Below are 12,691 nucleotides of genomic sequence, written 5' to 3'. Positions count from 1 at the left end.
GCCCTACACCTGCCTCCCCTGGTTGTTACACAACAAACTTGCTCACCAACCCCTGCAGATGCACACCCAAACGCGCCAGCTCAACACTGGACGCTGCTGTCTGTTCACTCGCGGAGGCAGTCTGTTCGGAGATGTCCCTCACACTGAGAACACTGCGATTAATTTCCTCAGCCACGGCACTTTGCTCTTCAGCAGAGGCGGCGATTTGCTGGTTCATTGATTCGATGGTCGAAATTGATCGACTGATGTTGCCGATCGAAGCCCCCGCATCCCGCGCCAGCTCCACGCTGTTGTCAGTCAGTAGGCGACTGTTTTCCAGTGTGGCCGCAACCTGGGCGGTTCGGGTGTGCAAACCACCAATCAATGTCGCAATTTCTTCGGTCGACGCCTGGGTGCGCTGCGCCAGGCTTCTCACCTCATCTGCGACAACCGCAAAACCTCGTCCGGCTTCGCCAGCGCGTGCGGCTTCGATGGCAGCGTTGAGCGCCAGCAAGTTGGTTTGCTCGGCAACGGCCTTGATCACATCAAGCACGCCGCCGATCTTGTTGCTCTCTTGCTTGAGCTCATCCATCGCGGTCTTCGAATAGCCGACTTCTGTCGCGAGTTTTTCGATCTGGAGCACTGCCTTGGCGACAACTGCATCGCCATCGCGGGCCTCTTTGGAGGCGCTGACCGCCGCATCTGACGCCTGCTCTGCGTTTCTCGCCACTTCCTGAACAGTGGCGGCCATTTGGTTCATGGCTGTTGCAACTTGGTCGGTTTCGGTCCGCTGACTGTTGACCCCTGCGCTGGTCTGCTCGGTGACTGCCGCCAACTGTTCGGCAGCGCTCGCGATCTGAGTGACGCTGTCACGCAAGCCACCCATCAATTGCCGCAGGTTTGAGGTCATTCTTTGCATGCTGGTTTGCAGCAGACCAAGCTCATCTCGCCTTGTCGTGACTTCGCTGTAGGTCAGATCACCGTTTGCTACCCGATCAGCCAACTGCAGTGCCTCGCGAAGCGGCCCGACGATGACGCGGGTGATGATCCATGCAGCCAATGCGCTGATGATGAGCGCAATGCTCAGCCAGATAATCAGCATCTTGTTGGCTTGACCGACGTCCTCGATACGCAGCGAAACCTGGTTTTGCGCCAACTGATCGGCGGAACTCAGCAGGATTTCGATGTTTTTCGTGATGCCCCCCTGCCCTTTATCAATCGCGGCCTGTGACTCTGAAAACTGAGCAATGGCAGCCTGGTATTTACTCAGGGAAGCCTGCAGGCCTTTGATGACGTCAGGTTGAAATCCAGCGGCTTGCAGGGATTGGGTGTTGCTCAAGGCCGCGGCGATTGAGGCCACCGCCACCTGCTGCGCGTCAGGCTTCAGCGTGAACGTGTACCCACGCACGTCAAATCGCATTTTCTGAAAAAGTGTCAGCGCTTGCCTGATTGCATCTCGCTGCTCGGACGTACCCTCAGGCGAGCTGGCGAAGGCGTCAAGGCGTTGCAGCGCCGCCGCTGCATCGTCGCCGTTGCTGCCAAATACGACTCGACTGGCTTCGCGAGCGTGGGTCGCATTGATGATGTCGTTGTAAAAACCTTTGTAGGCGGTCATCGCGGCGGATGCGGTTTTTACATGGGGAATATTGAGCTCGGAATCCAGTATTTCGCGAAGATACGCCAAATGACCGTCGAGATTGTCGTAGGCTTTCAGCCAGGTGGCAGCATTGGCGTCATCAGAATTCTGGGCGTAGACCAGCCGCGCGATTCGCATGTCCCGCGTCAGTGTGGTGAGCTTCGCGATGTCAGACACGCGCTCGCTTCGCTCGCTGAGTGAGGAGATTCCTGTCCAACCCGTCAGGGCGATAAGGACAGTAAAAATGATCACCAGGGTGAAGCCGAGTACTAGCTTCGACCTGACGGTCATGTTGATTAATATGTTCTTTAGCATGGCGCCCTCTGAGAGTTTTTAGGTGTCGACATAGGAGAGGGCCACTCCATGCCATTCCTACAGCTTTAAACTTCGGCCACGCAAAAAGAAACTTTAGTGAAAAATCACTTTTCCATGCACTATCGACTTAATAATTCATTTTTATCGGCGAAACTATCCAGGATAAAAAGTTCAACATGCCTTGCCTATTTTTTTGTGCGGTCGATGGTCGGGCGCGTTGGCCGGGCACTGGAGATCGATTCGGGCTTTAGGGGCTCGGACGGGTGCCTGGCCCGAGCCAGAAGCGCAAAGGGCGGTTATTCCAAGGCAGGATAGCGCGGGAGAGTTCCCATTGGTGGATGGGACAGATTAAGCCAAACACGAAAGACAGCTACTCTTCTTATTAAGTGAGAGTGCCGGTAATCACGTGACAACTTCGAACTTAAATATTAATGCATTGAGAGTTGAACCAACCAGCCCTCACATGAGTCGCGTTTAACTGATATCCCTTTCCTACTTGCGAGAGTTACTGCCATTCAGATCCATTGCCTGGCAAGCCGTTAGAACTCAAGACACTCACTTCAGTAAACCGGCGGCTTGAACCAACTTCAGACCCCATTCCACTCGCTCGGGAATGGCTTGGATCATCGGCTCTCGATCTCCACCCAGCAGCGCTCCAAGCCGACGGGGCGCGAACACCAAAATCGATAAAGTGAAGGGCCGGTGCATCAGGATCCGAGGGTTGGCAGGCCTGAGCGGAGGCACAGGCATCAAATCGTCGAATCTGTAACAAAAACGAGAAAAAATTCCGCTTGTAGGAGCTTTCCTACTATAAAAGGCTGCCAGCGACGTGCCGGGGACTTAAGCGTCAAAATCGTAATCGCCGCAAGCCGGGCAGTCAGCAACGCATAACAACAAGCAAGACCCAGGACATCCGGGAAGAAAAACACCACTCAAGGACCTCAAGGAAAACCAACATGAACACGACCGATCAAGTACAAAGCCGCGACGGCTACAGCGAGAAATGGCAGCAACGTTTCGCATTTTTTGACGAGCATGGCGGGCCGAACTCCCCAACGTTCAAGCCCGCATGGCTGAAACTGCCTCTCCGGCAGAGGATCAAGATCAACGCGAATATCATCGCGTTTTTCTTCGGCCCGATTTACCTGTTCGTCCTGGGCTTGTGGAAAAAAAACCTGACGCTGATCGGCCTTTTGCTGGCCGTCAGCGTGGTGGCGGAAATCTTCTATTCCGCAACCGGCTTTGCCTACGCCAAACAGTTGGATCTTGCTATCGGTATTGCCATAAACGCCTTCTATGCAAGGACCACGAACTTCGCCTACTACCTCAAGGAAGTTAAAGGCGAACAAGGCTGGAACCCGTTTAAAGGCTGCTAACGCCAAGACGGACCACAGAGCGTCGTCACTTTCATTGCCTCGTTGTGTGAAAGGCGAAGCGCTCTGCCATGGTGTTGCGCCGGCAATGCCATGGCCATTCAAAACCCCCGCAGCCAGTCCTGCGGGGAGAGCCACGCCAACACCACTGGTAAAGCGTTCGATCTCCACCTTCGCGACTAACGCAATGCCAGCAGCGCATCCCGACGAACCCCCTCCAACGCAGAAAGCGCAGCACCCTTGACCTAAAGCCGCGCAGCCTTTCGCCGATACTTTTTACCTACAGCGTCATTTTCATTTAATCGGACAGTCACACAGCAGTCCCGCAAGGAGCACGTTCGGCATGATCGTCGGTATAGATCTCGGCACCACCAACAGCCTGGTCGCCGTCTGGCGCGATGGCGGCACGCAATTGGTCAGCAACGCGCTGGGTGAGCTGTTGACGCCCAGCGTCGTCGGGCTGGACGACTACGGACAGGTGTTAGTGGGCAAGGCCGCGCAAGAGCGGCTTCAAACTCATCCGGGCACAACCACGGCGCTGTTCAAGCGGCACATGGGCAGCGCGCATGAAGTGAAGCTCGGCGCGCGCAAATATCGTCCGGAAGAGCTGTCCGCGCTGGTGCTGAAAAGCCTGAAGGCTGACGTCGAGCGGGCGTTCGGCGAGCCGGTGACGGAAGCGGTGATCAGCGTGCCTGCGTATTTCAGCGATGCGCAGCGCAAGGCGACCAAGGTGGCCGGCGAACTGGCGGGCTTGAAGGTCGAGAAACTCATCAATGAACCGACTGCCGCAGCGCTGGCCTACGGGCTGCATCAGAAAGAAGGCGAGACCTCGTTTCTGGTGTTTGACCTGGGCGGAGGCACCTTCGATGTGTCGATCCTTGAACTGTTCGACGGCGTGATGGAAGTGCGCGCCAGCGCCGGGGATAACTTCCTCGGCGGCGAGGACTTCGACAACGTGCTGCTTGAACACTTCGTGGCGCTGCACAAACAGGAGGTCGAATTTCCAGCCGCATTGACGGTGAGGCAATCCCTTCGTCGTGAAGCCGAGCGCGTGCGTAAAGCGCTGGGGCAGGAAGCGAGTGTTGATTTCGTGCTGCGTCATGCCGATCGCGAGTGGCGCAAGCCGGTGACCCAAGAGCAACTGGTCGAGCTGTACGCGCCCCTGCTGGACCGTCTGCGCGCGCCGATCGAACGAGCGCTGCGTGACGCGCGCATCCGTGTCGCCGATCTGGATGAAATCCTGCTGGTGGGCGGCACCACGCGCATGCCGCTGATCCGCAAGCTGACCGCCAGCCTGTTCGGGCGCTTCCCTTCCATCACGCTCAACCCTGACGAAGTGGTCGCTCAAGGCGCGGCGATTCAGGCTGCGCTCAAGGCGCGCGACTCGGCGCTGGAAGAAGTGGTGCTGACGGATGTGTGTCCTTACACGCTGGGCATCGAAACCACCCAGCGCCTCGGCGAGCATTTCGAGAGCGGCCATTACCTGCCGATTATCGAGCGCAACACGGTCGTGCCGGTAAGCCGGGTCAGGACCGTCAGCACCCTCAGCGATCATCAGCAATTCGTCATTGTGAAGATCTTTCAGGGCGAGAGCCGCAAGGTTAAGGACAACGTGGCCTTGGGCGAACTTGAGATCAAGGTGCCGCGGCGGCCCGCCGGTGAAGTCGACCTGGACGTGCGGTTTACTTACGACAACAACGGCATTCTCGAAGCCGACGTGCGCATTCCGATGACAGGGGAAGCGCACACGCTGGTGATCGAAAACAACCCAGGGGTGCTGACGCCTGCCGAGATTCAAGAGCGCCTCAAAGCGCTCGAGTCGTTGAAGACTCACCCCCGCGAGCAGCAGGTCAACACGCACATGACGGCAAAGCTCGAGCGCCTGTATCAGGAGTACCTGGGTGAAGCGCGCGAGATGGTCGGGGCATGGGCCAGCCAGTTTCAGCACGTGCTCGAAACCCAGGATGAGCGGCAGATCAGCGAGGTGCGCAAGCGGCTGACCGAGCAGGTCGAACGCTTCGAGCGAGGGGAATGGTAAGCGACATGAACCCTTGGACTTTGCTGGGCCTGAGCGACGATGCCGATGAGCGGACCGTCAAACGTCACTATGCAAAACTGCTGAAGGTCACTCGGCCGGACGAAGACCCGAAGGCCTTTCAGCGGTTACGAGAAGCCTACGAGCGCGCGATTGAGTTGGCGCGAAACCGTGCTGAAGAAGATGATGACCACTCGCCTACGATGACTTTGAGTCGTGCGTCGGAGCTTTCGGCGCAGCCCGTGACGTCTGCGCACAATTCCGGTGATCTCGTGCATCCGGCACAGGATGCCGAAGCCTTGGCGCGGCAGGCTGCACGCCTGCTGGTTGAAGAAACCACCGCACAAAATCTGCCGCATATGCATCAGCGCGCGGTGGAACAAGGCTGCGATTTGCCCTTCCAGCAACGCTTGCTCGATCGGTGCCTGGAAGCAGAGTCGTCCGACTGCGATCTGCTCAAAGCCGCCGTCGACCAGTTGCAATGGCTAACCCCGTGGCAGTCGTTGCGCATCAGCGCAGACCGGGAAATCCAGCTGACACAGCGATTGCTGGACAGCGAAGGCGCGCGGCTCGAACACGCGTTGGCCGAAGGCAAAGAGCGCCAGTTTCTTGCGGGCTTGCAGGAGCTCGCTCAGCAACCCTGGCTGGCCTCTCTGGAACGCCGCGATCAATTGCAGCGCTGGGCGATGTTCTTCCTGCACAACCACAAAGGCTGGACGGCTGCGCTGTTCGACAGGGTATGCGAACTTTTTGCGTGGGATGACCGCAAGGCCGTGTTTCCCGAGCCGGAGTTCATCTGGCGAAATTTGATCGAGCGATGCGAGAAGTACGCCTACATCGAACATTGGCAGCGCCTGCTGGCGGGCGGCAAGACTGACAGCGTTGAAGAGAAGGCCGCGCGGCTGGTGCTCCAGCCGGGGCGCAAGGTTGATCGGCTGCGACTGGCAAGATTCTGCAGCGCGGATGTGTGGATCGCCTGCGAGCGGCTGTGCTCGACGATCAACAATCGCTATCCCGAAATGCTAGAGGTTTTCCCCGAAGCGGATCTGCAGGGCTGGAGAACCTTACGGGTTGATCCGATGAACCCGGCTGTCTGGACGTGGATCGGCTGGGTGCTGTTCACGGCTCTCTTCATGATCCCGAACGAGATGATGAAGGGCGAGCTGGACGGGGTAAAGGCGGCGGTGATGTTGCTGATGTATCCGCTTTTCATGACCGGCCTGTGCCGAATCGCCATGCGCGCCTGGCGCCCGGTGTGTCTGGCCATCGAAGAAGCTGATGAATGGATCAGCGACCTGCTGCTTCCGGAGTGGCTGCATTGGCCCGCGTCGCAGGCACTCGTCGTTCGGCACGGGGTACCGCTGGTGTTGATTGGGGTGCTGCTCTACTCCCAAGGGATTGGCGCGTTGCTGTGCTACTCGCTCCTGATGCTGGCGTGGATCTTTCTGTCGCCCTATCGCCACCCGCAGATTTACGCACCAATCCGGGAGGCGGTGAGAGGGTTCCTGCACGTGAACACGCGCAAGATCTTCCTGTCGATCATCGTCATCGCTGCATCTGCGATCTATTTCAGTCTCTACCCGCTGGCACCGAAGCCGGTGCCAACCTCAAACTCCGGACAGACGACCGCGAGAGCACTCCCCGGCCAGCTCGATTGCAGCAGCGAGCAGGCAATGGAGCTGATGGATAAGGAGTGCAGAAACGCGGTGCTGCCAGAGCGCTGCGCGAGCTATTCGCGAGAGCAGAAGATCAGCCAGTGCTGGCGGCTTCGGACCCGGTTGCAGCGTGAGCTGGACATTCAGGCGTCGCCGGGCCGTTAGCCCGGACTGGCCAGACCATTCGACTTGTAGTAAACGTGTCGGATGCTCTGGCTCGCTGATTCCAGCCCGTCACGATTTCAGCGGCGGCGGGTTGATCAGGGAACATTGAGCACCGAGGGAGCTCACACCTCTTGCCTTTGAACCGTCCTGTTGGTGACCCCCTCTATGGAACACGTACTCCCGGAAGCCTGGCTGAACGCGCTGCCGTTGCCCTGGCTCAACACCCTCCTGGCTGCCGCCATCGCGATTGGCATCGCACTGTTGGGACGCTGGATTGCGCTGATCTTGCTCCGCCGCGTCGCCAAGTCGTTCGTCTTCGCTCAACAGCTCATTCATCGCGCCGAGCCGCCGACCTTGTGGCTGATCCCGCTGCTGGCCCTGCAAACCGTGTGGACGTCTGCGCCTGATGATCTGATGTTGATCAAGGGTGTTCGGCATCTGAACGGCATGCTGGTGGTGGCCGGGTTCACCTGGCTGGCGCTGAGCTGCGTGAAGGCCATTGGCGAAGCGGTGGCGATCCGCAACCCGCTGGACATCGAAGACAACCTGCAAGCCCGCCGGATTCAGACGCAAGTGCGGGTGCTGGTGCGCTGCCTGAATGTGCTGGTTCTGTTGTTCGGCACCGGGCTTATTCTGATGAGCTTCCCGCCAGTGCGTCAGATCGGTACCAGCCTGCTGGCGTCGGCAGGGCTCGCGGGACTGGCCGCCGGTTTCGCCGCCAAGCCGGTACTGGGTAACTTGATCGCCGGCCTGCAAATCGCGATCTCTCAGCCGATTCGCCTGGATGACGTGGTGATCGTTGAGGGCGAGTGGGGTCGGATCGAGGAGATCAGCGGCACGTATGTGGTGCTGAAGATCTGGGATGAACGGCGGATGGTGATTCCGTTGCAGTACTTCATCGAGAAACCCTTTCAGAACTGGACGCGCAGCACGTCGAGCCTGATTGGCTCGGTGTTTCTCTGGGTGGATTACGCGTTGCCGCTGGAGGAGCTGCGCGAGGAAGCGGAGCGTATCTGCAAGGAGATTCCGCACCTCTGGGATGGCCGCGTCTGCGTGCTGCAGGTCACGGACACCACCGACAAGGCGATGCAGTTGCGGGTGTTGTTGAGCTCTGCCGACTCATCGCGCAGTTGGGATGCGCGATGCCACATGCGCGAGCGGCTGATCAGTTTCGTTGCCCGGCAATACCCGCAGTGCCTGCCGCAACTGCGCGCGGAGATGTCTTCCCGCACCGTTCAGCCGGAACGCGAAGGCCACGAAGCGCCCACGGAAATCGCGCGCCAGCCGCCAGTCTGAAGACAGGTCAAAGCAAGCTGCCCGGCCACCTCAGCGGTGGCCGGGCAAGACTTATTGACCGCCGCTGAGCATCACAAACTTGCCCATCATCGCTGCGGCAAACTGTTGCGCCGGCATCTTCACGCCGTTGAAGTCCACCACGTCATTGGCGTAATGCAGGCTGGACAGGATGTTGTCGCCCTCGACCTTGCCCATTTGCAACATGACTGCCATGCCGCCCACCGACTCTGCTGCTGCCTGCGCCTGTTGCGCGATGGCGGCGGGGTCGGTAAGACCGGCAGACTTGGCGCGCAGTGCGGCCAGATCCTTGATCATCGGCTTGGAGAGCACCAGCTTGGCGTCCAGCTGGGTCAGCAACTGCTTGAGCAATTCCGCGCCCGGCTGATCGAGTGCCGAAGGATTGGCCAAGTCCATCGACAGGCTAAACTGGCTTTCGCCGCTGGCGGTCTTGAGCGAAAGCTTTTCCAGTTCGATGTGCGGCTTGGCGCTCAGCAGCTTGCTGACTTCGGCCTGGACCAGTGCCTGATCAGCCGGGCTCAAATGCGGCGTGTAGGTTTCACCCATCGCCGCGGCGGCCTGGGCTTGAGGCTGCACTTTCTCCTGATAGATCTTCATCAGTGCCTGGGTTGAGGCGATGTCGAAATTGCCGAACTTCCAGAGCATCTGCATGGCGCCGATGTCGCTGCCATTGAAACTGATGTTGCCGACGTCGTAGGTCACCTGCGCATTCAGGTTGCCCTCCACCTCCTGCAACAGGCTGGTGTTGACGAAGTCCTTGAACTGAATGGCCGGCTGGCCTGCTGCCTGGAACGTGGCCGAGGCGATTTTCGCGTCGGTGTGGCCCAGGTAGAAACCCGATTTGCCCTTGGTGCCACCGGTGTTGAAGGTGAAATCCTTAAGCGTCAGATGCACCGGGCCTTCTTCGGAGGTGGCGGTGACGTCGACGCTGCCCAGCACACCGTTAGCCTCAAGCTTCTGGCCATCGCCCGAGCCGGAGGCATTCACGGTGAAACCGGAAAACTTGAACGCGCCGGTCTGATCGGTGAACTCAAACGGCAGCAACTCTACACGGCCCAATGCGGCACGGTCGTAGCCCATGCTGAAGTGCCCGGTCAGGGGCGGCTGGCCGTTGGTCATGGCAAACCATTTTTCGGAGAAGGCGTTCTTCTCGATCTGCACGTTGCTGGCGGCCATTACCGGCAGCAGTTGCAGCGATTTGACGCGGCTCCACGGCAATGGGCCGTGCTCGATGTTGTCGACAAACAGCAGCTCGACCGGCTTGCCCTCATTGAATTGGGGGTCCTGGATATTCAGCTTGTAGTGGGCAGTGCTGGTGAAGAAGTGGCGGTCCAGGGAAAGGAGCTCAACACTCGCCTTGCCTTCATGCCCGACGAACGCGGCTTGAAGCTGCTGATTGCCTTGCTGGATGGCGTCGTTGAGCGCGCCCTCCAGCCGTTTTCCGGTGTACCAGGCGCCAGCGGTGATGAGGACGCCGGCAACTACAATGACGCCTACGGCGATGTTGACTGATTTTTTCATGTGTCGACTCGAAGATGTCCGTTCTTGAAGAGAGGTCTTGCCTTCCTTGACCCCGGAGGGTTTCGGCGCCACACAGAGCGGCCGTGCAGCACCTTGCGCTGCCGAGAGCCCGGCGAGATTAGCACTTGGCGAGAACGTTTTGCAGCCGTTGCGCCTAGCCACGACGTTCGCCGAGGCGTTAGGCTGGACGCCAATTTGCTAATGGGATCGATGAGATGAGCGAAGTGCAAAAGCCCAAGGGTCCGGTCAAGGCGGTAATTTTCGACATGGACGGCCTGCTGCTGGACACCGAAGGCATCTACACCGAAGTGACCGACATCATCGCCAAGTGGCACGGCAAGACGTTCGATTGGGCGGTGAAGCAGCATTCCATTGGCCGCGGCTCTCAGGATTTCGCCGAGTATGTGATCAGCGCGCTCGAGCTACCGATGTCTCCCGAGGAGTTCCTGACCGTTCGCCAGCCGATGCTGGACGAGCGCTTCCCGCACGCCGTGCCGATGCGTGGCGCCGAGGCACTGGTGCGTCACCTTGCCGAGCACAACATTCCGATTGCGGTGGGCACCAGTTCTTCCCTTCACTATTTCCACGTGAAAACGAGCAGTCACCGCGCCTGGTTCGAGCTGTTTAAAGACGTGGTGACGGCGGATCACGCCGAGGTCACGGCGGCCAAGCCTGCGCCGGACATCTTCCTCGCTGCAGCGCGCCACCTGGGCGTGGACCCGAAGGACTGCCTGGTGTTTGAAGACTCGCCATTCGGTGTCACTGCGGCCAAGACCGCTGGTATGTACGCAGTGGCCGTGCCGGACTCGCACATGCCGGTCGAGCAGTACGCCCACGCCGATCTGGTATTGGGTTCGCTGACCGAGTTTCCGCTGGAAGATTGGGGTTTGCCGGGGTTTGGCAACTGATTATCTGCGCATGCGTAGGCGCGCTTGGCCTAGATTCTTGCGGGGGGAAAATCGAGGCCATGCGTTCGCGCTGAAAATTCCTACCGGTCACATCCGTTCAGACGGGCATATTGATCAATTGCATCAACGCTATCGTTCGCCCCATGAATCAGGTCAGACATTACCTCAGCGCAAACGGCGACGATCTTTATCAGCAATGGCTTGATGAGCTCAAAGATCGATCCGCGAAAGCCAGAATCACCACGCGCATCAACCGGGTCGCTGCAGGCGCATTGGGCGACTGCAAGCCTAGTGGAAGTGGCGTGTGGGAATTGCGGGTCGATCACGGACCGGGTTATAGGGTTTACTACGCCCAGGCAGGTAAGCAGCTAATCTTGCTGCTTCTGGGAGGCGATAAGCGCCACCAGCGATCTGACATTGTTAAAGCCATTGATTGCTGGCACGACTATCAGCGGAGAAGGCCATGACGAGCTCACGTGATCACGACGAAACAGTCATTGCGATGATTCGGGACGACCCCGCATTCGCAGCGGAGTATTTGCGAATAGCATTTGAAGAATTGGACGAAGAAGGCGGCGATGCTGGCTTTCTTGCGGCGTTGAGACATGTTGTTGAAGCTCGAGGCGGGATAGCATTCATAGCAGAGAAAGCCGGAATACCTCATGAGAGCCTTCGTCGAGCGCTATCCCCCAAAGGAAATCCCACGTTGAAAACCATGCGCCAAGTGGTACATGCCACCGGGCTCACGTTCGCGGCAATCGCGTGATATTCACGCTACACGCCAACCCTCAAATCCACCCCCAACGCCCGAGCGAACGCCTTGACCAGCGGGCTCCGGGGGGCGTTGTGTCTCAGGATGAGGTTGACGGGTGTGCGCAGAAAGATCAGATCAGGGCGCAGCGCGCGGAGTTGGCCGTCGCGGATCAGATTGCGCGTGTAGTGCTCGGGGAGAAAGCCGATGAAGCGGCCGGTCAGGATCATCATGGCGACCGCTTCGACCTGGGAGGCGGAGGCGCACTGGCTGTCGGAATTGACGAAGCTCGCCTTGTCGCGATGGATCGCGTACCGATGATTCACGATGTCGAATGCGCGCAGGCTGTCGATGCTCAGGGCACTGTCGTCCGCCTCGAACAGCGGATGCCCCACTGCGCAATACGCGTGGGAGGTCTCTTCGTACAACTCGAAATAATCAAACTCTTCGCGCCGCTGATACACCGGCACGATGCCAAGACTCACCCGTCCTTCGACCATAGCACGCTCGACTTCATCCAGTTGAGACGCTTGCAGGCGCAGTCTTACTTTGGGCGCTTCATCGTGCATTAGTCTGAGTGCTGCAATGAGCGGCGAACTTTTATCGGTCAGGGTGTTATCAATTACGCCGACACTCAAATCACCAATCAACTCATTCTGCGCAGAACTAATCCGGTCGCGAAAACTGTCCACCGACGCGAACAATTCGATAGCCGCCTGATAGACCAGCTTGCCTTCTTCGGTCAGATGAAATCCTTCCCGGCCACGTGTACAGAGGCGCATACCGATACGGATTTCAAGGTCAGAAATCTGCTTGCTGATGGCGGCGAGGCCCACATTCAGCTCGTTCTGGGCAGCGCTGAAGCCACCCGCCTCCACCACGGCCTGAAACACCCGCAACAGCTTGAAGTCCATTCCGCTGAGAGTAAGAGGCGGACGTATTCCCGGTTTAGGCGGCACGTTTCCAGAATTGGAAAGTGGAGTTTCCATAATGCTTATTGACCTCGCCTATTGGATTCAACAGGCTCTGACTCACAACA

Annotated in this window: 10 protein-coding genes and 1 pseudogene; 7 read left to right on the top strand and 4 right to left on the bottom strand. The window is 58.6% G+C overall.

Annotation, left to right across the window (positions count from 1 at the left end):
- Nucleotides 1-25 precede the first annotated feature (25 nt).
- Together ACYAR8_RS07110 and ACYAR8_RS07105 are read right to left on the bottom strand one after the other, a co-directional pair.
- Entirely contained in the window at nt 26-739 is a 714-nt protein-coding gene (locus ACYAR8_RS07110) for a methyl-accepting chemotaxis protein (protein ID WP_425438875.1), read from the bottom strand.
- A 141-nt stretch (nt 740-880) separates the two neighbouring features.
- Nucleotides 881-1,906, bottom strand: a pseudogene (locus tag ACYAR8_RS07105) (methyl-accepting chemotaxis protein); the annotation flags it as partial.
- A gap of 980 nt (nt 1,907-2,886) precedes the next feature.
- Here ACYAR8_RS07105 and ACYAR8_RS07100 point away from each other — a divergent pair.
- From ACYAR8_RS07100 to ACYAR8_RS07085, 4 genes are all read left to right on the top strand, one after another.
- A complete protein-coding gene (locus tag ACYAR8_RS07100) occupies nt 2,887-3,306 on the top strand; it encodes a DUF2628 domain-containing protein (protein ID WP_463579479.1) in 420 nt (139 codons plus the stop codon).
- Nucleotides 3,307-3,646: 340 nt separating this feature from the next.
- Complete coding sequence (locus tag ACYAR8_RS07095; protein WP_463579478.1) at nt 3,647-5,341, top strand: molecular chaperone HscC; 1,695 nt, start codon at nt 3,647-3,649, stop codon at nt 5,339-5,341.
- A 5-nt stretch (nt 5,342-5,346) separates the two neighbouring features.
- Nucleotides 5,347-7,158: a J domain-containing protein gene (locus ACYAR8_RS07090; RefSeq protein ID WP_463579477.1), complete on the top strand. Its 1,812-nt coding sequence runs from the start codon at nt 5,347-5,349 to the stop codon at nt 7,156-7,158.
- A gap of 165 nt (nt 7,159-7,323) precedes the next feature.
- Entirely contained in the window at nt 7,324-8,454 is a 1,131-nt protein-coding gene (locus tag ACYAR8_RS07085) for a mechanosensitive ion channel family protein (RefSeq protein ID WP_074890044.1), read from the top strand.
- 51 nt (nt 8,455-8,505) lie between these two features.
- Here ACYAR8_RS07085 and ACYAR8_RS07080 read toward each other — a convergent pair whose 3' ends face one another.
- The gene (locus tag ACYAR8_RS07080; RefSeq protein ID WP_463579476.1) at nt 8,506-9,993 is read right to left on the bottom strand and encodes a YdgA family protein; all 1,488 of its coding nucleotides are present in this window, start codon (nt 9,991-9,993) and stop codon (nt 8,506-8,508) included.
- 215 nt (nt 9,994-10,208) lie between these two features.
- Here ACYAR8_RS07080 and ACYAR8_RS07075 point away from each other — a divergent pair, with 215 nt between their 5' ends.
- The 3 genes from ACYAR8_RS07075 to ACYAR8_RS07065 all read left to right on the top strand — a co-directional run bounded on the left by ACYAR8_RS07075 (nt 10,209) and on the right by ACYAR8_RS07065 (nt 11,667).
- A complete protein-coding gene (locus tag ACYAR8_RS07075; RefSeq protein WP_463579475.1) occupies nt 10,209-10,901 on the top strand; it encodes an HAD-IA family hydrolase in 693 nt (230 codons plus the stop codon).
- 143 nt (nt 10,902-11,044) lie between these two features.
- A complete protein-coding gene (locus ACYAR8_RS07070) occupies nt 11,045-11,368 on the top strand; it encodes a type II toxin-antitoxin system RelE/ParE family toxin (RefSeq protein ID WP_463579474.1) in 324 nt (107 codons plus the stop codon).
- Nucleotides 11,365-11,667, top strand: coding sequence for a helix-turn-helix domain-containing transcriptional regulator (locus tag ACYAR8_RS07065; protein WP_065990926.1), 303 nt, complete (start codon nt 11,365-11,367; stop codon nt 11,665-11,667). The genes ACYAR8_RS07070 and ACYAR8_RS07065 overlap by 4 nt, the downstream gene beginning before the upstream one ends.
- Before the next feature lie 8 nt (nt 11,668-11,675).
- Here ACYAR8_RS07065 and ACYAR8_RS07060 read toward each other — a convergent pair whose 3' ends face one another.
- Nucleotides 11,676-12,641, bottom strand: a complete 966-nt coding sequence (locus tag ACYAR8_RS07060; RefSeq protein ID WP_463579473.1) for a LysR family transcriptional regulator — start codon at nt 12,639-12,641, stop codon at nt 11,676-11,678.
- Between the last annotated feature and the right edge of the window lie 50 nt (nt 12,642-12,691).

This window comes from Pseudomonas sp. HP_01 (assembly GCF_055284355.1).
Note: the sequence above shows the minus strand (reverse complement) of the source record. Positions and strands in the feature narration are given on the sequence as shown.

Bases quoted from the DNA above. Each gene is read 5' to 3' on its own strand.
- ACYAR8_RS07110 (WP_425438875.1), bottom strand. From the start codon at position 739: ATGAACCAAATGGCCGCCACTGTTCAGGAAGTGGCGAGAAACGCAGAG.
- ACYAR8_RS07100 (WP_463579479.1), top strand. From the start codon at position 2,887: ATGAACACGACCGATCAAGTACAAAGCCGCGACGGCTACAGCGAGAAA.
- ACYAR8_RS07095 (WP_463579478.1), top strand. From the start codon at position 3,647: ATGATCGTCGGTATAGATCTCGGCACCACCAACAGCCTGGTCGCCGTC.
- ACYAR8_RS07090 (WP_463579477.1), top strand. From the start codon at position 5,347: ATGAACCCTTGGACTTTGCTGGGCCTGAGCGACGATGCCGATGAGCGG.
- ACYAR8_RS07085 (WP_074890044.1), top strand. From the start codon at position 7,324: ATGGAACACGTACTCCCGGAAGCCTGGCTGAACGCGCTGCCGTTGCCC.
- ACYAR8_RS07080 (WP_463579476.1), bottom strand. From the start codon at position 9,993: ATGAAAAAATCAGTCAACATCGCCGTAGGCGTCATTGTAGTTGCCGGC.
- ACYAR8_RS07075 (WP_463579475.1), top strand. From the start codon at position 10,209: ATGAGCGAAGTGCAAAAGCCCAAGGGTCCGGTCAAGGCGGTAATTTTC.
- ACYAR8_RS07070 (WP_463579474.1), top strand. From the start codon at position 11,045: ATGAATCAGGTCAGACATTACCTCAGCGCAAACGGCGACGATCTTTAT.
- ACYAR8_RS07065 (WP_065990926.1), top strand. From the start codon at position 11,365: ATGACGAGCTCACGTGATCACGACGAAACAGTCATTGCGATGATTCGG.
- ACYAR8_RS07060 (WP_463579473.1), bottom strand. From the start codon at position 12,641: ATGGAAACTCCACTTTCCAATTCTGGAAACGTGCCGCCTAAACCGGGA.